Annotated in this window: 18 protein-coding genes; 13 read left to right on the top strand and 5 right to left on the bottom strand. The window is 73.4% G+C overall.

What is annotated here, in order from left to right:
• Nucleotides 1-8: 8 nt before the first annotated feature.
• The gene (gene gcvT, locus ACSDG8_RS25580) at nt 9-1,133 is read right to left on the bottom strand and encodes a glycine cleavage system aminomethyltransferase GcvT (protein WP_210897166.1); all 1,125 of its coding nucleotides are present in this window, start codon (nt 1,131-1,133) and stop codon (nt 9-11) included.
• 166 nt (nt 1,134-1,299) lie between these two features.
• Between gcvT and ACSDG8_RS25575 the strand changes: the two genes are divergently transcribed.
• The gene (locus tag ACSDG8_RS25575; protein ID WP_210897168.1) at nt 1,300-2,868 is read left to right on the top strand and encodes a leucyl aminopeptidase; all 1,569 of its coding nucleotides are present in this window, start codon (nt 1,300-1,302) and stop codon (nt 2,866-2,868) included.
• Between the two features lie 64 nt (nt 2,869-2,932).
• Here the strand turns inward: ACSDG8_RS25575 and ACSDG8_RS25570 are convergent, their stop codons facing one another.
• The gene (locus ACSDG8_RS25570) at nt 2,933-3,262 is read right to left on the bottom strand and encodes a hypothetical protein (RefSeq protein ID WP_013287729.1); all 330 of its coding nucleotides are present in this window, start codon (nt 3,260-3,262) and stop codon (nt 2,933-2,935) included.
• A 179-nt stretch (nt 3,263-3,441) separates the two neighbouring features.
• Between ACSDG8_RS25570 and lpdA the strand changes: the two genes are divergently transcribed.
• The gene (lpdA, locus tag ACSDG8_RS25565) at nt 3,442-4,833 is read left to right on the top strand and encodes a dihydrolipoyl dehydrogenase (protein WP_210897170.1); all 1,392 of its coding nucleotides are present in this window, start codon (nt 3,442-3,444) and stop codon (nt 4,831-4,833) included.
• A 65-nt stretch (nt 4,834-4,898) separates the two neighbouring features.
• Nucleotides 4,899-6,746 carry a 2-oxoglutarate dehydrogenase, E2 component, dihydrolipoamide succinyltransferase gene (gene sucB / locus ACSDG8_RS25560; protein ID WP_210897172.1) on the top strand — a complete coding sequence of 616 codons (1,848 nt, stop codon included), beginning with the start codon at nt 4,899-4,901 and terminating at the stop codon, nt 6,744-6,746.
• A gap of 62 nt (nt 6,747-6,808) precedes the next feature.
• Here the strand turns inward: sucB and ACSDG8_RS25555 are convergent, their stop codons facing one another.
• The gene (locus ACSDG8_RS25555; protein ID WP_210897173.1) at nt 6,809-7,744 is read right to left on the bottom strand and encodes an SDR family NAD(P)-dependent oxidoreductase; all 936 of its coding nucleotides are present in this window, start codon (nt 7,742-7,744) and stop codon (nt 6,809-6,811) included.
• A 148-nt stretch (nt 7,745-7,892) separates the two neighbouring features.
• Between ACSDG8_RS25555 and ACSDG8_RS25550 the strand changes: the two genes are divergently transcribed.
• The 5 genes from ACSDG8_RS25550 (at nt 7,893) to ACSDG8_RS25530 (ending at nt 12,953) form a co-directional block, all read left to right on the top strand.
• A complete protein-coding gene (locus ACSDG8_RS25550; protein ID WP_210897175.1) occupies nt 7,893-8,459 on the top strand; it encodes a TetR/AcrR family transcriptional regulator in 567 nt (188 codons plus the stop codon).
• Between the two features lie 44 nt (nt 8,460-8,503).
• Entirely contained in the window at nt 8,504-9,829 is a 1,326-nt protein-coding gene (locus ACSDG8_RS25545; protein ID WP_210897178.1) for a low temperature requirement protein A, read from the top strand.
• 137 nt (nt 9,830-9,966) lie between these two features.
• Nucleotides 9,967-10,914 carry an LLM class flavin-dependent oxidoreductase gene (locus tag ACSDG8_RS25540; RefSeq protein ID WP_439427297.1) on the top strand — a complete coding sequence of 316 codons (948 nt, stop codon included), beginning with the start codon at nt 9,967-9,969 and terminating at the stop codon, nt 10,912-10,914.
• Nucleotides 10,915-10,925: 11 nt separating this feature from the next.
• Nucleotides 10,926-11,936 carry an aldo/keto reductase gene (locus ACSDG8_RS25535; RefSeq protein ID WP_210897182.1) on the top strand — a complete coding sequence of 337 codons (1,011 nt, stop codon included), beginning with the start codon at nt 10,926-10,928 and terminating at the stop codon, nt 11,934-11,936.
• A gap of 117 nt (nt 11,937-12,053) precedes the next feature.
• Entirely contained in the window at nt 12,054-12,953 is a 900-nt protein-coding gene (locus ACSDG8_RS25530) for a TIGR01777 family oxidoreductase (RefSeq protein WP_210897184.1), read from the top strand.
• A gap of 28 nt (nt 12,954-12,981) precedes the next feature.
• On the opposite strand, the gene ACSDG8_RS25525 is transcribed toward ACSDG8_RS25530, so the two are convergent.
• Nucleotides 12,982-14,211: an extracellular catalytic domain type 1 short-chain-length polyhydroxyalkanoate depolymerase gene (locus ACSDG8_RS25525; RefSeq protein ID WP_210897186.1), complete on the bottom strand. Its 1,230-nt coding sequence runs from the start codon at nt 14,209-14,211 to the stop codon at nt 12,982-12,984.
• A gap of 173 nt (nt 14,212-14,384) precedes the next feature.
• Here ACSDG8_RS25525 and ACSDG8_RS25520 point away from each other — a divergent pair, with 173 nt between their 5' ends.
• Genes ACSDG8_RS25520 through ACSDG8_RS25510 form a run of 3 tightly spaced genes read left to right on the top strand, consistent with a single transcriptional unit; the run spans nt 14,385 to nt 17,288 of the window.
• Nucleotides 14,385-16,196: a DUF2079 domain-containing protein gene (locus ACSDG8_RS25520; RefSeq protein ID WP_439427296.1), complete on the top strand. Its 1,812-nt coding sequence runs from the start codon at nt 14,385-14,387 to the stop codon at nt 16,194-16,196.
• 52 nt (nt 16,197-16,248) lie between these two features.
• Nucleotides 16,249-16,890: a lipoyl(octanoyl) transferase LipB gene (gene lipB / locus ACSDG8_RS25515; RefSeq protein WP_210897190.1), complete on the top strand. Its 642-nt coding sequence runs from the start codon at nt 16,249-16,251 to the stop codon at nt 16,888-16,890.
• Nucleotides 16,891-16,895: 5 nt separating this feature from the next.
• A complete protein-coding gene (locus ACSDG8_RS25510; protein WP_210897192.1) occupies nt 16,896-17,288 on the top strand; it encodes a VOC family protein in 393 nt (130 codons plus the stop codon).
• Between the two features lie 519 nt (nt 17,289-17,807).
• Here the strand turns inward: ACSDG8_RS25510 and aspS are convergent.
• Nucleotides 17,808-19,094, bottom strand: coding sequence for an aspartate--tRNA(Asn) ligase (aspS, locus tag ACSDG8_RS25505; protein WP_210897194.1), 1,287 nt, complete (start codon nt 19,092-19,094; stop codon nt 17,808-17,810).
• A 357-nt stretch (nt 19,095-19,451) separates the two neighbouring features.
• On the opposite strand from aspS, the gene lipA reads away from it, so the two are divergent.
• Both lipA and ACSDG8_RS25495 read left to right on the top strand, forming a co-directional pair.
• Nucleotides 19,452-20,498, top strand: coding sequence for a lipoyl synthase (gene lipA / locus ACSDG8_RS25500; protein WP_210897196.1), 1,047 nt, complete (start codon nt 19,452-19,454; stop codon nt 20,496-20,498).
• A 60-nt stretch (nt 20,499-20,558) separates the two neighbouring features.
• Complete coding sequence (locus ACSDG8_RS25495) at nt 20,559-22,343, top strand: DUF423 domain-containing protein (protein WP_247679141.1); 1,785 nt, start codon at nt 20,559-20,561, stop codon at nt 22,341-22,343.
• Nucleotides 22,344-22,474: the final 131 nt, after the last annotated feature.

Here is a 22,474-nt window from a genome sequence, read left to right as displayed (position 1 = left end):
CGCGCGGCTCAGCGCACCGAGGGCTGGACGAACGGCGGCCTGGTCAGGCGCATCCGGGCGCGGCGGCCGCGGATGTCCACCTCCAGCTCCTCGCCGTCGGGCAGCTTCGGGTCGGTGTCGACCAGCGCCAGCGCGATGCCCTGCTTGAGCGTCGGGCTGAACGTGCCGCTGGTGACGGTGCCGACCTGCCTGTCGCCGGCGTACACGGCCATGCCGGGGCGCGGGATGGCCCGGTCGACGGCGGTGAGGCCGCGCAGCGTACGGGCCGGGCCGGCGGCCTTCTCGGCGCGCAGCGCGTCGCGGCCCCAGAACGCCGGCTTGTCCCAGCCCACCGCCCAGCCGGAGCGGCCCTGCACCGGGGTGATCTCCGGGGAGAGGTCCTGCCCGTGCAGCGGGTACCCCATCTCGGTGCGCAGCGTGTCCCGGGCGGCCAGGCCGCAGGCGCGTACGTCGTCGGCCGCGGCGAAGATCGCGTCCCAGACGGCGACCGCGTGCTCGGACGCGACGACCAGCTCGTAGCCCAGCTCGCCGGTGTAGCCGGTGCGGCACACGGTCAGCTCCACCCCGTTCAGGGCGGCGGTGGAGAAGCTCATGTAGTCGTGCCCGGTGGGCAGGCCGAGCGCTCCCAGCAGGTCCGCCGAGCGCGGGCCCTGGACCGCGAGCACCGCGTACGCCTCGTGCTCGTCGGTGACTGTGACGCCCTCGGGCGCGGCGGCGCGCAGCCGGCGGGCCACCTCGGCGGTGTTCGCGGCGTTCGGCACCAGGAAGACGTGGTCGTCGGCGTACAGGTAGGCGATGATGTCGTCCACCACGCCGCCGGTGGCGTCGTCGCAGCAGAGCGTGTACTGCGCCTGGCCGGGGGCGATCCGGCCGAGGTCGTTGGTGAGGCAGGCGTTGACGAAGTCCGCCGCGCCCGGCCCGGTGACCCGGATCTTGCCCAGGTGCGAGACGTCGAACACGCCGACGCCCTCGCGGACGGCCGTGTGCTCCTTGAGCACGCCGCCACCGGCGTATTCCAGCGGCATCTGCCAGCCGCCGAAGGGGGCGAACTTCGCGCCGAGCGCGGTGTGCCGCTCGTGCAGCGGGGAACGGCGCAGCCGGGTCTCGGCGGCGTCGGAGGTCACCTCGGTCATGGGTGGCAACTTACCGGCCGGGACGACTGTGGTTAGCATCGGCGGGATCCCGTCGGCGCGCATCGGCGGGACAGCCACGCCTCCCGGCGGGTAGGTTGCCGCCGGAGAGACCTTCATCGCCGGTACGCGACGACGCGACCGGCCCGGCCCGCCCGGAGTAGCTTTCGTGACATCGCCCAGTACCACCCTCAGCCTGGTCGACACCGACCCCGCCGAACTCGCCGTCGACGCGATCGTGATCGGCGTGCACAGCCAGACCACCGAGCCGGGCAGCGGCGCACCCGCCCACGCCCTGCTGCTGGCCAGCGGCGCGGAGAGCATCGCCGCCGCGTTCGACGGCAAGCTGACCGAGACGCTGGCTCTGCTCGGCGCGACAGGTGGCCCGGGCGAGGTGATCAAGCTGGCCACGCTGGGCACTGTGACCGCGCCGCTGGTCGTCGCCGTCGGGCTCGGCCCGGAGCCCTCGGGCGCCGCCCCGGCTCCGGAGTCGCTGCGCCGGGCCGCCGGCGCGGCCGTACGGGCGCTGGCCGGCGCCCCGCGCGTCGCCCTCGCCCTGCCGCTGCCCGACGACGCCGACGCCCCGGCCGCGCTGCGCGCGGTCGCCGAGGGCGCGCTGCTGGGCGGCTACCGGTTCGCCGGCTACAAGACCAAGCCGCAGCCGGCCCGGCGCGAGCCGGTGGCCGAGGTGCTGGTGGCGGTGCCGGACGCGGCCGACGCGACCGCGCAGGCCGAGGTCGCCCGGGCGCAGGCGGTGGCCGGCGCGGTGCGGACCAGCCGGGACTGGGTGAACACCGCGCCGAACGAGCTGCGTCCCCCGGCGTTCGCCGACGTGGTCTCCGCCGCCGCCCGCGAGGCGGGGCTGGCGGTCGAGGTGCTGGACGAGGCGGCGCTGAAGGCCGGCGGTTACGGCGGCATCCTCGCCGTCGGTCAGGGCTCCGAGGCCCCGCCGCGGCTGGTGAAGATCACCTACACGCCCGAGGGCGGCGGCAACGGCAAGCGGGTCGCGCTGGTCGGCAAGGGCATCACGTTCGACACCGGCGGCATCTCGATCAAGCCGGCGCAGGGCATGTGGGAGATGAAGTCGGACATGGCCGGCGCGGCGGCGGTCGGCGCGGCCATGTTGGCGGTCGCGACGCTCAAGCCGTCGGTCACCGTCACCGGCTACCTGCCGATGGCGGAGAACATGCCGTCGGGCACCAGCTACCGGCCGGGCGACGTGATCAGCATGTACAACGGCAAGAAGGTGGAGGTGCTCAACACCGACGCCGAGGGCCGGATGGTGCTGGCCGACGCGATGGCGCGGGCCTGCGAGGACGGCGCGGACTACCTGTTCGAGACCTCCACGCTGACCGGCGGTCAGGTGATCGCGCTGGGCAAGCGGATCGCCGGTGTGATGGGCACCGCGGAGCTGTGCGAGCGGGTGCGGGTGGCCGGTGACGCGACCGGTGAGCCGGCCTGGCCGATGCCGCTGCCGGACGACGTGCGCAAGGGCATGGAGTCGGACGTCGCGGACATCTCGCAGGTCAACGCCGGGATGGACCGGGCCGGGCACATGCTCCAGGGCGGGGTGTTCCTGCGCGAGTTCGTCACCGACGACGTGGCGTGGGCGCACATCGACATCGCCGGTCCGGGCTACCACTCGGGTGAGGCGACCGGCTACTGGACCAAGGGCGGCACCGGCGTGCCGGTGCGTACGCTGCTGCACCTGGTCGAGGACGTCGCCGCCAACGGCTGACGTGTAAGGAAGGGCCCCTTCTTAACGCCTCGCGTTGTAGAAGGGGCCCTTTTTAACACCCGCGTCAGAACAGCTCGGGACGGCGCTTGCGGCGCTCGTTGTAGTCGCGCATGCGCTGCGGATACCCCATCAGCCGCACGTCGTAGATCGGAATCGCGATCCGGTGCGCCCAGCGGCGGGCCTCGTCCGGCCCGCCCACACGCCGCCGGGTCCACTCGCCGTCGTCGGCGATCAGCATGATCGTGGTCTCGGTGACAGTCGTACGGGGTTCGATGTACGCCTCGACGCCCTTACGGGTCCGGACGAAGTTCTCCAAGTGGTCCAGATCGGCGCGGTCTGCGGCACGGTCGCGGCTCGCCGGGGCGGCCCGCTTTCGTCGTCGGAACAACCCCACCGAATCCACTCCTCCCCCAGCGCCGTCATCGAGGACGGTGCCAAGGGTACGTGTCACCGACGTGTCGTTGGGCACCTCGGTACGCGCCCGGTCCGTGGTGGTGACAAGATGACCGAGGTGGGGTGTGCCTGTTACTCCGCCGTAACCCCCGATGCAGTGACGCGACCTGGGAGTTGGATGTGAGCGAGCCGAACGACACGACCTTCGACATCGTCATCCTCGGAGGTGGTAGCGGCGGCTACGCGGCGGCGCTGCGTGCCGCCCAGCTGGACCTCTCCGTCGCCCTCATCGAGAAGAGCAAGCTCGGCGGGACCTGCCTGCACAACGGGTGCATCCCGACCAAGGCGCTGCTGCACGCCGCCGAGATCGCCGACCAGACCCGCGAGTCCGAGCAGTTCGGCGTGAAGGCCGAGCTGGTGGGCATCGACATGAAGGCGGTCAACTCGTACAAGGACGGCGTGATCTCCCGCCTGTACAAGGGTCTGCAGGGCCTCGTGGGCAGCAGCAAGAAGATCACCTTCGTGGCGGGCGCCGGCAAGCTGGTCGGCAAGAACGTCGTCGAGGTCGACGGCAAGCGCTACACCGGCCGTAACGTCGTGCTGGCCTCCGGCTCGTACGCGAAGAGCCTGCCCGGCCTTGAGGTCGACGGCGAGCGGATCATCACCAGCGACCACGCCCTGACCCTGGACCGGGTGCCGTCCTCGGCGATCGTGCTCGGCGGCGGCGTGATCGGCGTCGAGTTCGCGAGCGTCTGGAAGTCCTTCGGCGTGGACGTGACCATCGTCGAGGCGCTGCCCCGCCTGGTAGCCGCCGAGGACGAGGAGTCGTCGAAGGCGCTGGAGCGGGCGTTCCGCAAGCGGAAGATCAACTTCAAGGTCGGCAAGCCGTTCGAGAAGGTCGAGAAGACCGACAAGGGCGTGAAGCTGACCATTCAGGGCGGCGACACGGTCGAGGCCGAGCTGCTGCTGGTCGCCGTGGGCCGTGGCCCGAACACCGCCGGCCTCGGCTACGAGGAGCAGGGCGTCAAGATGGACCGCGGCTACGTGCTGACCGACGAGCGGCTGCGCACGAGCGTGCCGAACGTCTACGCGGTCGGCGACATCGTGCCCGGCCTGCAGCTCGCCCACCGTGGCTTCCAGCAGGGCATCTTCGTCGCCGAGGAGATCGCCGGCAAGAGCCCGGCCGTGATCGACGAGGCCGGCATCCCGCGCGTGACCTACTGCGACCCGGAGCTGGCTTCGGTCGGCCTGACCGAGGCGAAGGCCAAGGAGCAGTACGGCGCCGACAAGATCAAGACGTACAACTACAACCTGGGCGGCAACGGCAAGAGCCAGATCCTCAAGACCGCGGGCCACGTGAAGCTGGTCCGGGTGGACGACGGCCCGGTGGTCGGCGTGCACATGGTCGGCGCCCGGGTCGGTGAGCTGATCGGCGAGGCGCAGCTCATCTACAACTGGGAGGCGTACCCGGCCGAGGTGGCGCAGCTCGTGCACGCCCACCCGACGCAGAACGAGGCTCTGGGCGAGGCGCACCTGGCCCTGGCCGGCAAGCCGCTGCACGCGCACGCCTGACACGACAACCGCGGCGTCCGGCGACGGGCGAGAATCCCACCAGGGAATGAAGGAGTCTGGAGAACATGCCGGTATCGGTCACCATGCCCCGGCTCGGCGAGAGCGTCACCGAGGGCACCGTCACGCGCTGGCTCAAGCAGGAGGGTGACACCGTCGAGGTCGACGAGCCCCTGCTCGAGGTGTCGACCGACAAGGTCGACACCGAGATCCCGTCCCCCGCTGCGGGCGTGCTGAGCCGGATCGTGGTCGGCGAGGACGAGACCGCCGAGGTCGGCAGCGAGCTGGCGGTCATCGCCGGTGAGGGCGAGGACGCGGAGGCGGCCCCGAAGCAGGAGGCCGAGCCGGCCACCGAGCCGACCGCCGCCGCCGAGGGCACCGGCCCGGAGCCGGAGCAGGCCGAGCAGGCCACCGCCGCGCCGGGCGCCGAGGCCGAGCAGTCGGCCGTCGAGGAGCCGGCCGAGCCCGCCGCGTCGTCGGGCGAGGGCACGCCGGTGACCATGCCGGCCCTGGGCGAGAGCGTCACCGAGGGCACTGTCACCCGCTGGCTCAAGCAGGTCGGCGAGACCGTCGAGGTGGACGAGCCGCTGCTGGAGGTCTCCACCGACAAGGTCGACACCGAGATCCCGTCGCCGGTCGCCGGCACGCTGCAGGAGATCAAGGTCGCCGAGGACGAGACCGCCGACGTCGGCGCCGTGCTGGCGATCGTCGGGGTGGCCGGCGCCGCGCCCGCGAAGGCGGAGCCGAAGCCCGCGCCCAAGCCGGAGCCCAAGGCCGAGGCGAAGCCCCAGCCCAAGCCGGAGCCGAAGCCGGAGCCGAAGGTCGAGGAGCCGACCCCGGGCGCGTCCTACAACGAGCCGGCTGCCGAGACGGAGCAGGCTTCGCAGCCGGTCAAGGCCGAGGAGACCGCGCAGCCGGCCGCGCCGGCCGCCCAGCAGCGCGCGAGCGTTCCGGCCGAGTTCGGCGAGGACGCCGCCGGTTACGTGACGCCGCTGGTGCGCAAGCTCGCCGCCGAGCACGGCGTGGACCTGGGCTCGGTCAAGGGCACCGGCGTGGGTGGCCGCATCCGCAAGCAGGACGTGCTGGAGGCGGCCGAGAAGGCGAAGGCCGCCAAGCCCGCGCCGGCCGCCGCCGCTCCGGCCGCGAAGGCGGAGGCGCCGGCCCAGCCGGCCGCGAAGCCGCAGCCGAGCGCCAAGCGGGGTACGACCGAGAAGCTGCCGCGCATCCGGGCCACCATCGCCAAGCGGATGCAGCAGTCGCTGCACGAGACGGCCCAGCTGACCACCGTGGTCGAGGTGGACGTCACCCGGGTCGCCAAGCTGCGGACGCGGGCGAAGGAGTCGTTCCAGGCCAAGCACGGCGTGAAGCTGTCGTTCCTGCCGTTCTTCGCGCTCGCCGCCATCGAGGCGCTCCAGACGTACCCGATCATCCAGGCCAGCATGGACCTGGAGGGCGGGACGATCACCTACCCGGCCGCCGAGCACCTGGGCATCGCCGTGGACACCGAGCGCGGGCTGCTCGTGCCGGTCATCCACAACGCCGGTGACCTGAACATGGGCGGCATCGCCAAGCGGATCGCCGACCTGGCCGAGCGCACCCGGGCCAACAAGATCACTCCGGACGAGATGGCCGGGGCGACCTTCACGCTGACCAACACCGGCAGCCGGGGCGCGCTGTTCGACACCCCGATCGTGCCGTCGCCGCAGTCGGCGATGCTCGGCACGGGCGCCGTGGTGAAGCGCCCGGTCGTGGTGAACGACCCGGAGCTGGGCGAGGTCGTCGCGATCCGGTCGATGGTCTACCTGGCCATGTCGTACGACCACCGGCTGATCGACGGCGCCGACGCGGCCCGCTTCCTCACCGCGGTGAAGGAGCGGCTGGAGGCCGGCAACTTCGAGGCCGAGCTGGGTCTGTAGATCCGAGACGGCGAAGGGGGCGCGCGGCGACATGCCGCGCGCCCCCTTCGTCGTCTGCGGGCTCAGCCCTTCAGGTGTTCCTCCGAGACCGTCCAGAGCTGCTCGGCGGCCTCCGGGTCCCGGGCGTACGGGGCCCAGCCGGTCCGCGTGCCGGGCTGGTTCGGTCCGGCCTCCTGGCAGTCCTCGAAGTACCGGCCGCCGACGCCGTCGAGCAGCGGTGAGGTGGCAACCAGCACCGAGGTCGCCGCGCCCTGCTCGGGGGTCTTGAAGGACGCCGCGGCGCCGCTGCGCATCCGCGCCAGCTCCTCCTCGCTGATGTAGCGCTGCAGGTTGGTCCGGATCGCGCCGGGCATCAGCGCGTTGGCGTAGATGCCGTCGTCGGCCCAGCGCCGGGTCGCCTCCACCGCGAAGAGCACGTTCGCGGTCTTGGACTGCCCGTACGCCAGCCACGGGTCGTACGGCCGCTGCCGGAAGTGGATGTCGGAGAACACCACCGGTGAGCGCAGGTGGGCGGCCGAGCTGACCGAGACGATCCGCGCGCCCCCGGCCGCGGCGAGCGCCGGGCGCAGTCCGGTGGCCAGCGCGAAGTGCCCGAGGTGGTTGGTCGCGAACTGCATCTCCCAGCCCTGCTCGGTTCGCATTTCCGGGGAGGCCATGATGCCGGCGTTGTTGACGAGCATGTGCAGCGGCCCGTCCCAGTTCCGGACGAACGCGGCCACCGACGCGAGATCGTCCAGGTCGAGCGGGGCGACCAGGATCCCGTCGTTGCCGGTGGCGGCGGTGAGGTCGGCGGCGGCGCGCTGCCCGGCCTCGGTGTTGCGGACCGCGAGTGTGACGTCCGCTCCGGCGGAGGCGAGCGCGCGGGCGCTCTCCACGCCGATTCCGGAGGCGCCGCCGGTGACGACGGCCCGCCGGCCGGTCAGGTCCAGGTCGCGGACCACGTCCAGGGCGGTGGTCTCGGAGTCGAACGGGGTCGTGACTGGTGTCGGGGTTGTCATGGTCCATCCTTGTCGACGGCGACGCGGACCGATGTCCGCCCGCTACGATGAGAAGCGGAGGATCCTCCGTTACTTGCTCAGCATAACCGGAGGGGACTCCGGTTACCCTCGACCCGGGCCTGCGACCCGGTCGAGCCGAGGAGGAACCGTGCCCGACCGTCCGCTGCGCGCCGACGCGCTGCGCAACCGGCAGCGCCTGCTGGACGCCGCGGTGCAGGCGTTTTCCCAGGCGGGCGCGGAGGTAACGCTCGATCGCGTCGCCAAGGAGGCCGGCGTCGGGATCGGCACGCTCTACCGCCACTTCCCCAGCCGGGAGGCGCTCATCGAGGCGGCGTACCGCAACGAGCTGGAGAAGCTCTGCGACGCCGCGCCGTCGCTGCTCGCCACCCGGCCCGCCGACGTGGCGCTGCGGGCGTGGATGGACCGGTTCGTCGACTACCTCGCCACCAAGCGGGGCATGGCCGACGCGCTCCGGCTGGTCATCGCCTCCGGCGCCAACCCGTACGCGCACAGCCGGGACCGGCTGCTCGCCGCGCTCGGCGAACTCCTCGCCGCCGGGGCCGCCGCCGGTGTCCTGCGCGCCGACGTGGCCGCCGCCGACGTGCTCGCCAGCCTCAGCGGGGTCTCCCTGGTGGCCGGCGAACCGGACCAGCGCGCCCAGGCCGGACGCCTGCTCGACCTGCTCATGGACGGTCTGCGCCACCGGCCGGGCTGACCGAATCGGCCACCCGCCCCGACCTGCGCTGACAGACTCGGCCGGTGGGGTCGTACCGGTGGCGGGGGCGCCTGGGGCCGGCGGTGCCGGTGGCCCCCGGCGCCCGCGTCGACCGGTTCGAGATCTTCTTCGACCTGGTCTTCGTCTTCTCGTTCTTCATCATCACCCGGGCCACCGCCCTGCAGGTGACCGGCGGGGCGCTGCTGCACGCGCTGCTGGTCCTCGCCGTGCTCTGGTGGTCGTGGGTCGTGCACAGCGTGGTCGCCACCCGGGTACGCCTCGGCGAAGGCTTCGTCCCGGTGCTCATGACCGTCGGCATGGCCGCGCTGTTCACGTTCGCGCTGTCCCTGCCGCAGGCGTTCCGGGACCCGACCGGCAACGCGGCCGGGCCGATGGTCGCGGCGCTCAGCTACACCGTCCTGCGGCTGATCCACCTGCTGCTGTACCGGCACGCGGTCCGGGACAGCCCGAACGAGCGCCGGCAACTCCTGCGGTTCGCCCCGGAGCTGATCGGCAGCACCGCGCTGCTGCTGGTCGCCGCGCTGCTGCCGCCGAGGATCGACGACCTGTTCTCCGCGGCGGTGCTCCGGGACGTGCTGTGGGCGGTGGTCATCCTGCTCCAGTACGGCAGCGGCATCATCGCCGGCACCTGGGGCTGGGGCGTCGCGTCGGCCGAACACTGGACCGAGCGGTACGACCTGATCCTGATCATCGCGCTGGGCGAGTCCGTCATCTCGGTCGGCGTCGGCAGCAACCTGCTCGGCCAGCCGCCCACCTGGCCGGCCGTCGCCGCCGCCGTGCTCGGCATCTTCTTCACCGCCGCGCTCTGGTGGGCGCACTACGACATGATCGGGCCGGCCGCCCGGATCGCGTTGCACGTCGCGAAGGACGGCCCGCGGGTGGCGATGGCCCGGGACGCGTACGCCTACCTGTTCCTGCCGATGATCGCGGGCATCATCCTGTTCGCCCTCGGCGCCGAGACGATCGTGCACGGCATCGCCGACCCGAACGTGCCACCGAGCGAGCCGGCGCACGGTCCGGGCGTGCCGCTGCTGTTCGGGGGCGTGATCTGCTACCTCTGCGGCAACATGCTGTTCCAGCTGCGTACCCTGCGCACGCTGAGCTGGACGCGGGTCGCGACGGCGTTGCTGCTCGGCCTGACCATCCCGGTCGCGGAGCGGGTGCCGGGGCTGGCCGCGCTGGGCATGCTCACCGCCATCACCGTCGGGATGGTGGCCGTCGAGGTGATCGTCTTCGACGAGGGCCGGCGGGCCCTGCGCAAGCTGGTCTTCGAGGAACGCGCCAGCCACGAGGCGCACGAGGCGGCCTGGCGGGCCCGCTGGCACGACCGGCCCGACGAAGGCGAGTGAACCGGCACCCGGCTGTTAAGAAGGGGCCCTTTCACCTCCTCAGGCGTTAAGAAGGGGCCCTTCCTTACGGTTCGGCCGTTGGCAGAATCGGCGGGTGCGGGGTGGCCGGCGGCCCGGCGCGCGCCGATGCTGAGGCGATGGCGACCTTCTCCGTCCAGGCCCAACCGACCGATGCGGCGAGCTGGACCGAGCTGGCCCGCACCGTCGAGGCGGCCGGCTTCGACGCGCTGTTCGCCGCCGACCATCCCGGCGACTGCGCGTCGCCGTTCGTCGCGCTGGCCGCCGCGGGAGCCGTGACCAGCACGCTGGGCCTCGGCTCGTACGTCTCCAACGCCGGCGTCAGGGAGCCGATCCTGCTGGCCACCGACGTGGCCACGCTGGACGTGGTCTCCGGCGGGCGGGCCCGGCTCGGCCTCGGCGCCGGGCACACCCCGGCCGAGTGGCGGGCCGTCGGGCGCGAGCGCCCGGACGTCGCCGGCCGGGTCCGCCGCTGCGTCGCGGTGGCCGAGGCGGTTCGGGCGCTGCTGGCCGGCGACGAGGTCACTGTGGACACCGGGGAGCTGACCGCGTACGCCGCCCGCCTCAAGCAGCCCCGGCCGGTTCAGGACCGGATCCCGCTCACCGTCGGCACCGCGAACTCGGCGCTGCTGCGCTGGGCCGGCGCGCACGCCGACGTCGTCGGCCTGACCGGCTTCGGCCGTACCCTGCCCGACGGCCACCAGCACGCCGTCCGGTGGCGGGCCGACCAGATCGAGGCGCAGCTCGCGCACGTGGCGGCCGGATCGGCCGGCCGGGAGACGCCGCCGGCCCTGGAGGCGCTGGTCCAGCATGTCGCCGTCACCGACGACGCCGAGGCGGCCGCCGCCGTGACGGCCGCCGAGACCGGACTCACCCCGGCGGAGGTGCTGGCCACCCCGTTCGTGCTGATCGGCACCGCCGACGAGATCGTCGCGGCGGTGGCCGGGCACGAGCGCCGCTGGGGCGTCACCCGCTTCGTGGTACGTGCCGGCGCCGTCGACGCGCTCGCCCCGCTCCTGCCCAGGCTGGCGGGAAAAGCGCTGGACTTCGAGCACACTCGAAAGTGAACACTGGGCGCATGACGACGACACGACGGCTGGGCCGCAGCGGCATCGAAGTCAGCGCGATCGGCATGGGCTGCTGGGCGATCGGCGGCCCGCTCTGGGACGGTGCGCAGCCGCTGGGCTGGGGCGAGGTGGACGACGACGAGTCGGTGCGCACCGTCCACCGGGCCCTCGACCTGGGCGCGACGCTGTTCGACACCTCCAGCAACTACGGCGCGGGGCACAGCGAGCGGGTGCTCGGCCGCGCGCTCGCCGGCCGCCGGGACCGGGCCGTCATCGCCACCAAGTTCGGCTACCCCACCGACGAGGCGACCCGGCAGGCACTCGGCGAGGAGGCCACCCCCGAGTACGCGCGGAGCAGCCTGGAGGGCTCGCTGCGCCGCCTCGGCACCGACCACGTCGACCTCTACCAGCTCCACCTGGGTGGCCTGCCGGTGCCGCAGGCGCTGGACCTCGTCGGCACGCTGGAGGACCTGGTCGCCGGGGGAAAGATCCGGGCGTACGGCTGGAGCACCGACGACCCCGCCTCCGCGCGCGCCTTCGCCGAGGCGGGACCGCACTGCGCCGCGATCCAGCACGACCAGTCGGTGCTGCGGGACAACGCCGCCATGCTCGCGGTCTGCGCGGAGTTCGACCTGGCCAGCCTCAACCGAGGGCCGCTCGCGATGGGCCTGCTCACCGCAAAGTACCAGGACGCGCCGACCGCCCGGGGCGACGACGACGTCCGCGGCGTGGCCCCGGAGTGGCTGGACTGGTTCTCCGGCGGCGTCCCGCGTGCCGAGTGGGCGCAGCGGGTGGCCCGGGTCCGCGAGGCGCTGACCGCCGACGGTCGCACCCTGGCCCAGGGCGCGCTCGGCTGGCTGCTCGCCCGCAGCCCGCAGACGCTGCCCATCCCCGGCTGCCGGACCGTCGCGCAGGCCGACGAGAACCTCGGCACGCTCGCGTACGGGCCGCTGCCGCAGGAGGCGTTCGCCGAGGTGGAACGCCTGCTCGCCGACCTGCGTACCGTCCCGGCCGACGCCTGACCCATCGGCCGCATCGGCCGCCGCCCCCTTTCGCAGGGGCGCGCAACCGGCGGACGTGACGAGTGAGTGATTTCGCTCGGCGCATCCGGATCGGCATCCGTGCCCGAAGATGGAAGCATGCGGATCCTCATGGCCGGCGTGTCCGGCTTCCTCGGCACCCGACTGGTCGACTGCCTCACCGCGGACGGCCACCAGGTCACCCGCCTGGTCCGCCGCCCACCACGCACACCCGCCGAACGCCAGTGGAACCCGTCCGCCGCGCAACTGGACCCGCAGTGCGTCGCCGAGGCGGACGCGGTGGTGAACCTGGCCGGGGCCGGGGTGGGCGACAAGCGCTGGAACGACGAGTACCGGAAGCTGATCCGGACCAGCCGGGTGGACAGCACCACCACGCTCGCCATCACGATCGCGGGTCTGCCCGCCGCGGACCGGCCCGCGGTGCTGCTGAACTCCTCGGCTGTCGGCTGGTACGGCAACACCGGTGACCGCGCGGTGACCGAGGAGGCGCCGCCCGGTGAGGGCTTCCTCGCCGACGTCTGCCGGGTGTGGGAGGCCGCGACCCGGCCGGCCGAGGACGCGGGCGTACGGGTGGTGCGGCTGCGTACCGGGCTGCCGCTGCACCGCGACGGCGGCCTGCTCAAGCCGCAACTGCTGCCGTTCCGGCTCGGCGTCGGCGGCAAGCTGGGCAACGGGCGGCAGTGGTTGCCGTGGATCTCGATCCGGGACTGGCTGAACGCGGCGAAGTTCCTGCTGGACCGCGACGACGTGGCGGGTCCGGTCAACGTGGTCGGCCCGGCGCCGGTCACCAACGCCGAGTTCACCCGGGAACTCGCCCGTCAGCTGCACCGCCCCGCGATCATGCCGATTCCGGCGGTGGCGCTGAAGGTGGCGCTCGGCGGCTTCTCGCACGAGGCGCTGACCAGCACCCGGGTGCTGCCGGGCGTGCTCGACAAGTCCGGCTTCCCCTGGACGCATCCGGACCTGCCGGGCGCGCTGCACGCCGCCCTCACGGAGTGAGCCCGCGAGGGCGGCGCGGCGTGGCGGTTCAGCAGCCGATCACCCAGTACGCGGGCCCGGTCTGCTTGAGCGTACTCGTGTAGAAGGTGTTGTAGAGGCCCATCCGCTGCCCGCTGCCCAGCGCGTAGGCGTACCCGCCGGACTGGTAGGCCCGCCCGGCGACCACGTGCGCGTAGTTGCTGGCGGTGACGCAGACCGGCGCGCTGGTCGGCGAGGGCGACGGCGACGCGGTCGGGGTGGGCGACGCGGTCGCCGTCGGGGTCGGGCTCGGCGAGGCGCCGCCACCGCCGAGCCCGAAGAAGAGCGCGTCGCGGTACGTCGAGCAGATGGTGTCCAGGAAGTACGCCCCGGCGGTGCCGCACTGGTCCGCGCCCGTGCCCGGGTCGACGGGGGTGCCGTGGCCCATGCCGGAGACCCGGTAGAGGCGTACCTGGTCGTTGCCGTAGACCTCCAGGCTCGTGCCGGACGGCAGCGTGGAGGTGCTGGTCGGGGTGGTGGACACGCCCAGCACGTTCGTCCACTGGTCGCGCGACTCGACGGCGTTCGCGGTCGCCACTGTGGTGTCGCTGGTGCCGTGCCAGATCGCCACCCGGGGCCGCTTGCCGGTGTAGCCCGCGTACGCGCCGCGGGCCAGGTCGCCCCACTGCGCCGGGGTCTTGTCCACACCCGGGTTCATGCAACTGAACGCGGTGACGGTGCTGGTGGCGCAGCGGTACGGGATGCCGGCGATGATCGAGCCGGCGGCGAAGACGTCGGGGTAGGCGGCGAGCATGGCCGCGCTCATCGCGCCACCGGCGGAGAGGCCGCTGACGTACACGCGGGCGGCGGCGGTGCCGTAGTTGCTCTTGGCGTAGTCGACCATCTGCTTGATCGACAGCGCCTCGCCCTGACCGCGGGCGGTGTCACCGGTCTCGAACCAGTTGAAGCAGGAGTTGGCGTTGTTGCCGCTGGGCTGCTGCGGCGCGATGAGCGTGAACTTCCACTGGTCGGCGTACTTCTGCCAGCCGGAGTTGGCGACGTAGGTCGAGGCGTTCTGCACGCACCCGTGCAGCAGCACCACGGCGGGCGCGCCGGCCGGCAGGCCGTCCGGGCGGTACGCGTACATGGTCAGGTTTCCGGGGTTGGAGCCGAAGCCGGTGACCTGGGTGAGCGAGGCGGCCTGGGCGGGGAGGGCGGCGACCAGCGCGGTGGCCGCGGCCAGCACGACCCCGGCCGCCGCTCCGGCGACGCGGGCGATGAGGGATGAGGAGCGGGGCACGGGGACCTCCCGATCGTGGAATGTGAACTGAGTCACTTCCGGGTTGCCGCGACGTTACGGCCGCGTTTCGTCACTCGGAATGGCGGCGACTCACACATTCACGACCGCCGAAGTGTGCGGGCGAGTTTCGTGTCCGGCCGGTCTGCCCAGGTCAGGTTGGTAACGTCCGCTGCGTGCCGTCCTCCCCGTTCCTGGCCACCGGGCCGTCGACGACCCGCGTCCGTGACCGGCGGGCCGACCTCCTGGTGACGCTCGCCGCGCTGGCCCTGGCCTTCTGGGTCACCAGCGGCATGTGGCGTGACCCCAACAGCCGAGCCATCACTGTCAACTCCAGCGACCAGGCGTTGTTCGAGTGGCTGCTGGCGTTCGGCGGGCACGCGCTCACCCACGGGGAGAACCCGCTCTTCACCACGCTGATCAACGTCCCGGACGGGGTGAACCTCGCGGTGAACACCTCGATCACCGTGTACGCGGCGGTCTTCGCGCCGCTGACGTACCTGATCGGGCCGCCCGCCACGTTCCTGGTGATCCTCACGCTCAACCTCGCCGCCACCGCGGTGGCCTGGTACTGGCTGCTGAGCCGGTACCTGGTGCGCAGCCGGCTGGCCGCCGGCGTGGGGGCGCTGTTCATCGCCTTCTGCCCGGCGATGGTGTCGCACGCCAACGCGCACCTGAACTGGACGGCCGGCTGGCTGGTGCCGCTGCTGATCTGGGGCGTGTTCCGGCTGCGCCGCCCCGGCCGCGCAGTCACCGGCGGGATCGTGCTCGGGCTGCTGGTGGCGGTCGCGTTCTCGATCGCCGCCGAAGGGCTGTTCTTCACCGCGCTGGCGCTCGGCGTGTTCCTCGCCGTCTGGGCGCTGCACCCGGCCCGGTGGCCGGAGGTACGCGCCGCGCTGCCCCGGATGGCGGCCGGGCTGGGCGTCACAGCGCTCGTCGCCGGGGCGCTGCTGGCGTACCCGCTCTGGCTGCACTTCCTCGGGCCGCAGCGGTTCCACGGCACCGGTTTCGACCCGCTGATCCACTCCGAGGACATCGCCGCGTACGGGTCGTACCCGCGCCGGTCGCTGGCCGGCTGGGCCGGGTGGGGCACCTCGCTGGCGCCCAACCCGACGGAGGAGAACTCGTTCTTCGGCGTACCGCTGCTTGTGCTCGCCGTGGCCTGCTTCGCGCTGCTGTGGTGGCGCGCGGACCGCGCGTTCCGGGCCACCCTCGCGGCGCTCGGGGTGACCGCAGTGGTCTTCGCGGTGCTGTCGTGGGGGCCGACGGTCAAGTGGAACGGCCGCCGTTTCGACCAGACGCTGCCGTTCGGGGTGCTGGACAACCTGCCGGTGATCAACGCGGCGCTGCCGTCGCGGCTGGCGCTCGTCGTCGCGCCGGTGATCGGCCTGCTGCTGGCGTACGCGATCGACGCGCTGCGCGCCCGGCCGCCCCGGCGCCGCGCGACCGGCGTGGCCTGGGCGCTCGGGTTCGTCGTCGCGCTGCTGCCGCTGGTGCCCACCCCGCTGCTCACCAGCGTCCGCGAGCCGATTCCGCAGTTCATCACCAGTGGCGCCTGGCAACGCTACGTCCCGCCCGACGGGGTGCTGACCCCGCTGCCGCTGACCGTCGACGTGTATCCGGACGGGCAGCGCTGGCAGGCGTACGCGCTGGCCCACCGGCAGGGCGAGTTCCGCATCCCGGCCGGGTTCTTCCTCGGGCCGGGCGGACCGGAGGGCCGGGGCCGGATCGGGCCGGTGCCCCGCACCTTCGACTCGCTGATGGACCAGGCCGGCCGGACCGGCCTCGTACCGATCATCACCGACGGCAGCATCCGCGAGTCCCGGGCGGACCTGCGCCACTGGGGGGTGCGGGCGGTGGTGCTGCCGGATCGGGTGCACGGCGCCAAGTACGACGTCGACGAGGAGGCGCTGCGGCGCACCGCCACCGCGCTGCTCGGCGAGCCGGAGCGGGTGGAGGACGTCTGGCTGTGGCGGGTGCCGGACTGACGCGACGAGGCTCACGGGCCCGGTTCCCGGAGGGCGGGACTAGGCTGGACGGGTGAGCGTGACGACTTCCGGGCTGACCGCCGTCCGCGCCGGCCTGCTCGACTACCAGGCCGCCTGGGACGAGCAGCGCCGGCTGCACGAGGCGGTGGTGGCCGGCGAGCAGGGCGACACGGTGCTGCTGCTGGAGCACCCCAGCGTCTACACCGCCGGCAAGCGCACCGAACCGTGGGACCGGCCGATGGACGGCACCCCGGTGGTGGACGTGGACCGCGGCGGCAAGATCACCTGGCACGGCCCGGGGCAGCTCGTCGGCTACCCGATCGTCCGGCTGCCCGACCCGGTCGACGTGGTCGCGTACGTCCGGCGCACCGAGCAGTTGCTGATCGACGTGTGCGCCGAGTTCGGGCTGACCGCCGGCCGGGTCGAGGGGCGCTCCGGCGTGTGGGTGCCGGAGGACGACAGGGGCCCGGCGCGCAAGGTGGCCGCGATCGGCATCCGGGTCGCCCGTGGCGTCACGCTGCACGGCTTCTCCGTCAACTGCGACTGCGACCTCGGCTTCTTCGACCGGATCGTGCCCTGCGGCATCCGCGACGCCGGGGTCACCTCGCTGACCGCCGAGCTGGGCCGTCCGATCACCGTCGCCGACGTGCTGCCCGTGGTCGAGCGGCACCTGCCGACGCTCACGCAGGTCTGAGCCGGGTGCGGCTCGACCTGGTCACGCTCGTCGTCGCCGAGTACGACCGGGCGATCGCGTTCTTCACCGAGGTGCTCGGCTTCGATCTGGCCGAAGACAGCCCGTCGCTCACGAACGACGGCCGGCCCAAGCGCTGGGTGGTGGTACGCCCACCGGGCGGCGGCACCGGCCTGCTGCTGGCCCGCGCCGACGGCGAACACCAGGCCGGCGCGGTCGGCGACCAGACCCACGGGCGGGTGGGCTTCTTCCTCCAGGTCGACGACTTCGACGCGGCCTACCGCCGGATGCTCGACGCGGATGTCGAGTTCGTCCGACCGCCCCGCACCGAGCCGTACGGCCGGGTCGCGGTCTTCCGCGACATCGCCGGCAACCTCTGGGACCTGCTCGGCCCGGCCTGACCGCCCTCGCCCCGCCCGCCCGCCTGGTCCCGTCCCTCGGCCCTGGCCCCGCCCTCCCCTGCTGTGGTCCGGCCCTCGGTCACCGCGCATCCGCTCGACACACGGCGACCGCCGGGACCGGGTCGCCCTCCACCCGGGCCCGGCCTCTCAGCCAGTCACGGTCAGTGACAGATCAGCGCCCGAGGCTTGCACCCTCCGGCAGACTTTGCTCTGCAACCGCATACGCGGCGGTAACTCCTGGTCGATCGTTGCTTCAGTGGCTGCAGAGCAAAGCGCGCAGAGACCCATCTCCTCTCCCGGAGACCGTTCGCCATAAACCCTGCTCAGGGGCAATGCGCCAGCGGCCAGGGCGCCCAGCGATCCCGAACGCACCATCACCGAGCGTCACCCCAGCGCGGCACAGCCCTTCCTCACTCTCGGTGGCCAGCCGCAGCAGTCCGCAGCACCCGCGGCGAGACACCGACGAGCCCGCGCCGCAGCGCCAGGCCGGCAGGGCGCAAGTCCCACCGGCCGCAGCCGTCAGGGCGTGAGGCGGTGCAGGTCCCGCGGGAAGGCGGTCACCTCCCGGACGTTCGCCGCGCCGGTGAGCCGCGCGACGAACCGCTCCAGCCCGATCGCGAACCCGCCGTGCGGCGGCATGCCGTGCCGGAACGCGTCCACGTACCCGGCGTACGGCTCGACCGGCTCGCCCCGCGCCGCCAAGGCGGCCAGGTAGTCGGCGTGCCGGTGTAGCCGCTGCCCGCCGGTGACCAGCTCCACGCCCCGGAACAACAGGTCGAAACCGTTCGAGTACGCGGGCCGGGCCGGGTCCGGGTGGGTGTAGAAGGGGCGCTTCGCCATCGGGTAGCCGGTGACGAAGAGGAAGTCGCTGCCGTGCTCGCGGAGCGCCCACTCCCCCAGCGCCCGCTCGTGCGCGGGCGCCAGGTCGGGTTCGTCGGCCGGCGCTCCGGCGATCTTCAGCGCCTCGGTGAAGTGCACCGCCGGGATCTCGGCCGGCACCGCCGGCACCGTCACGCCGAGCGTGGCCAGCGCCCCGCCGGCCCGGTCGGCGACTGTCGCCACCATCCCGGCCAGGGTGTCCCGCAGCACCGCCATCACGTCGCGGTGGTCGGCCACGAACCCCAGCTCGACGTCGAGCGACGTGTACTGGGCCAGATGCCGCGCAGTGTCGTGCGGCTCGGCGCGGAACACCGGCCCCACCTCGTACACCCGCTCGAAGACGCCCACCATGAGCTGCTTGTAGAACTGCGGCGACTGGGCCAGGTAGGCGAGACGGCCGAACCAGTCCAGCGCGAACACGTTCGCCCCGCTCTCGGTGGACGAGGCGACCACCTTCGGCGTGTGCACCTCCACGAAGCCCTGCCCGTCGAGCGTGGCCCGGAAGCCGGACACGGCCGCCGCCGAGATCCGTAGCGCGGCGGACCGGATCGGGTGCCGCAACGCGACCGGCGCGTGGTCGAGCTGGGTGGACAGGCCGGCGGTGAGCACCGGCCGGTACAGGTCGAACGGGGGCGGGACGGCGGGTGGCCCGAGCGGACGTACCGTCGGCTCGACGACCTCGACCCCGGCGGGCGCGGCCGGGTTCGCGACCACGGTGCCGACCACCTCGACGACAGTCTCCTCGGTGAGCGCCTCGACCTGCGCGCGCACGGCGGGCGCGGCGACCACCACCTGGGCGAGCCCGCCGCCGTCGCGGAGGACCAGGAAGGCCACCGACTTGAGCAGCCGGCGGCGGTGGACCCAGCCGGCGAGTCGCACGGCCGAGCCCACATGGGCGGGGAGTTGAGAGGACAGGATGCGTTGCACGACGACTACCTCCTTGACCAATCGCAACGCGATCCCCAGGGAGGTGTGGGCGAGCGGGAACCTCGCGGTGCCACCACACCTTCGCTCCCACCGGGGCGGGAGCCTCGTTCGTCGCCTTTTCACCGGGGCCGGCCGGGCGGGCTCTACTGGGCGCGAAGGCGCTGTTCTTCCCGCAGCTCGGGAGGGTCTTCGCGGGCCGGCGCCAGACCGCCTCGCAGCAACCGGCGGATCTCTCGACTGGCGGATCGGTCCGTTACTCGGCTCCGTCACAGCTCTGCCCGGCACGCTAGCACCTGACGCCTCGCCGTGTGACCGGGATTTTTGGCCCTTCGTGTCCGGTGTCACAGCGATTCCGGGGTGACGGCGGTCGCCCGCCGTTCATCGACCGGCGCCGACCGGCGTACGCTCGGTTTTGTGACGATCGAGCAATCCGCGCCGACGACTGAGCAGCCTGCGCGCCCCGCGACGGTCGCCCCGGAGGGGCGGCGCATGCTGCGGATCGAGGCACGCAACGCCGAGACGCCGATCGAGCGCAAGCCGCCGTGGATCAAGGTCAAGGCCAAGATGGGCCCGGAGTACACCCAGTTGCGCGGGCTCGTCTCGCGCGAAGGGCTGCACACCGTGTGCCAGGAGGCCGGCTGCCCCAACATCTACGAGTGCTGGGAGGACCGGGAGGCCACCTTCCTCATCGGTGGCGACCAGTGCACCCGGCGCTGCGACTTCTGTCAGATCGACACCGGAAAGCCGGCCGAGTTCGACGCCGACGAGCCGCGGCGCGTCGCCGAGTCGGTCGCCGCGATGGGCCTGCGCTACGCGACCATTACCGGTGTCGCCCGCGACGACCTGCCCGACGGTGGCGCCTGGCTCTACGCCGAGACGGTCCGGCAGATCCACGCGCTGCAGTCCGGCTGCGGTGTCGAGCTGCTGATCCCCGACTTCAACGCGGTGCCGGAGCAGCTCGCCGAGGTGTTCGGCTCGCGGCCGGAGGTGCTGGCGCACAACGTGGAGACGGTGCCGCGCATCTTCAAGCGCATCCGCCCGGCGTTCCGCTACGAGCGTTCGCTCGACGTGATCCGCCAGGCCCGCGCCGACGGCCTGGTCACCAAGAGCAACCTGATCCTGGGCATGGGCGAGGAGCGCGCCGAGGTCTCCCAGGCGCTGCGCGACCTGCACGAGGCCGGCTGCGAGCTGATCACCATCACGCAGTACCTGCGCCCCTCCCCCCGGCACCACCCGGTGACCCGCTGGGTCAAGCCGGAGGAGTTCGTCGAGCTGCGCGAGGAGGCCGAGGAGATCGGCTTCGCGGGCGTGATGAGCGGCCCGCTGGTCCGTTCGTCGTACCGCGCGGGCCGCCTCTACCAGCAGGCGCTCGCCGCCCGCGAGCAGGTCGCCGTCCCCGGCTGAGGCCGGCCGACCACCGCGTCACCCGCCGCCGGCCGCCCGCCGGATGCCATGATCACAGGCATGACCGCCGGGGTACGCGAGGAGCCACGCGAAGCCGTGCGCCCTCGTACGCCCCGGCGGCTGCCGTTGCCGACGCTGCTCGCCCTGCTCGTCGGGTTCGCGGCTGTGGGCTACCGGCTGGCGCTGCTGTTCGCCGACGTGCCGCCCACCAACAGCGACGAAGCGACGATGGGCCTGGCCGCCCTGCACATCGCCCGCGGTGACGGCTTCCCCGTCTGGTTCTACGGCCAGGCGTACATGGGCACGCTGGAGGCGTACCTGGCCGCGCCGCTCGTCGCGCTGGCCGGGCCGTCGGTGCTCGTGCTGCGGCTGCCCACGCTGGCCCTGTACGCGTTGTTCCTGCTGCTGTCCTGGCAGCTGACCCGGCGGCTCGGCGGTGACCGCTGGTACGCCCTGCTGGTCGTCGCCGTGCTGGCGCTCGGCGCGGACCGGGTGGTGAAGAACCAGCTGATCGCCGGTGGCGGCTACCCGGAGCTGAACCCGGCCGGCGCCGCGCTGGCGCTGCTCACGGTCGGCCTCTGCGTGACCGGGCCGGGCGCGCGGTTGCCCCGCTGGGCGGCCTGGGGACTGATCTCCGGGGTGCTGCTCTGGGTGGACCCGCTGATCCTGCCGTACGTGCTGACGCTCGGCGCGATGCTCGTGGCGTGGCGCTGGCGGGAACTGGCCGGCCGGGCCGGGGTGGTGCTGGCCGGGGCGCTGCTGCTGGGCGCGGCGCCGATGCTCGTGGACAGCATCCGGCACAGCCGCAACCCGGTGGCCGCGGTGCTGGCTGCGGGTGGCACGGGCGCGCCTGCGGACTGGGCGGACCGGCTGCACGGCGGCCTGGTGCTCGGGCCGCCGCTGGCGATGGGCTTCTGCTCACCCGGCCGGTGCGCCACCTGGCAACTCTGGTGGGCCGTCGCGTTCCCGCTGCTGCTGGCGCTCGCCGCGCTCACCGCGTGGCACACGCTGCGCCGTGCCTCCGGCGGTCCGCGCTCGCCGGAGCGGGTGTCGGCCGGGGTGCGGCTGGCGCTGCTCGGTGGCGCGGCCGGTGTCCTCGCCGCGTACGCGGTGAGCAACGCGGCCGGGCGGACGCCGATCGAGAGCAGCCGATACCTGTCGTGCCTGGCGGTGGCGGTGCCCGCGCTGCTCTGGCCACTGTGGCGGGCCGCCCGCCCGCTCACCGCCCGCCCCCAGCTCGGCGAGGTGGCGGCATCGGTCCGGCCCGCCGAACGCCAGCTCGGCGAGGTGGCGGCCTCCGACCGGCCCGCCGAACGCCAGCTCGGCGAGGTGGCTGCATCGGAGGAGGGTGGATACCGCCGCCTCCCCGACGTGGAGTCGATCAAGGCGACCGGCGGGCGCGCGGCCGGGGCGAGGGCCCGCGTGGCGGGTGTCGGGGCGCTGGCGGTGCTCGCGGGTGTGCTCGGCACCGGCGCGGCGGCCACAGTGGAGGTGATCCGGGCGGCGCCCGCCGTGCACGCCGAGGCCGACCGGCACCGCTCCCTCGTGGACACGCTCGGCGCGCTCGGCGTCCGGCACGTGCGCGGCGGCTACTGGACGTGCAACCGGCTCACCTATGCCACCGGCGAGAACGTGCTCTGTGCCGTGGTCGAGGACGACCTGCGCCCCGGATTCGACCGGCTGCCCGCGTACCGCCGGGAGGTCGCCGCCGACCCGGACGCCGCCTGGGTGGCGCCCGCCGGCTCGCCGCTGGCCGCGCGGCTGGACGCCCGCCTCGGCCCCGAACCGGGCGCGCTCGACGTCGTCACCGTGGCCGGCTGGCGGATCTACCTGCCACGCCGCTGACGCAGGCCCGGGTGGTCGCCGTTCTGACGCTCGCCCGACGCGGCACGGCCCGACGCTCGCCCGTCGCAGCGCGAGCCGACACGGCGCGGCTCGACTCGACGCGGCCCAACGCGCGGCCGCCCCGGCGCGGG

This window comes from Micromonospora sp. LA-10, assembly GCF_051853095.1.
GTDB lineage: Bacteria > Actinomycetota > Actinomycetes > Mycobacteriales > Micromonosporaceae > Micromonospora > Micromonospora echinospora_A.
The sequence above is the reverse complement of the archived record's forward strand: the minus strand, read 5'-3'. Positions and strand labels throughout refer to the sequence as shown.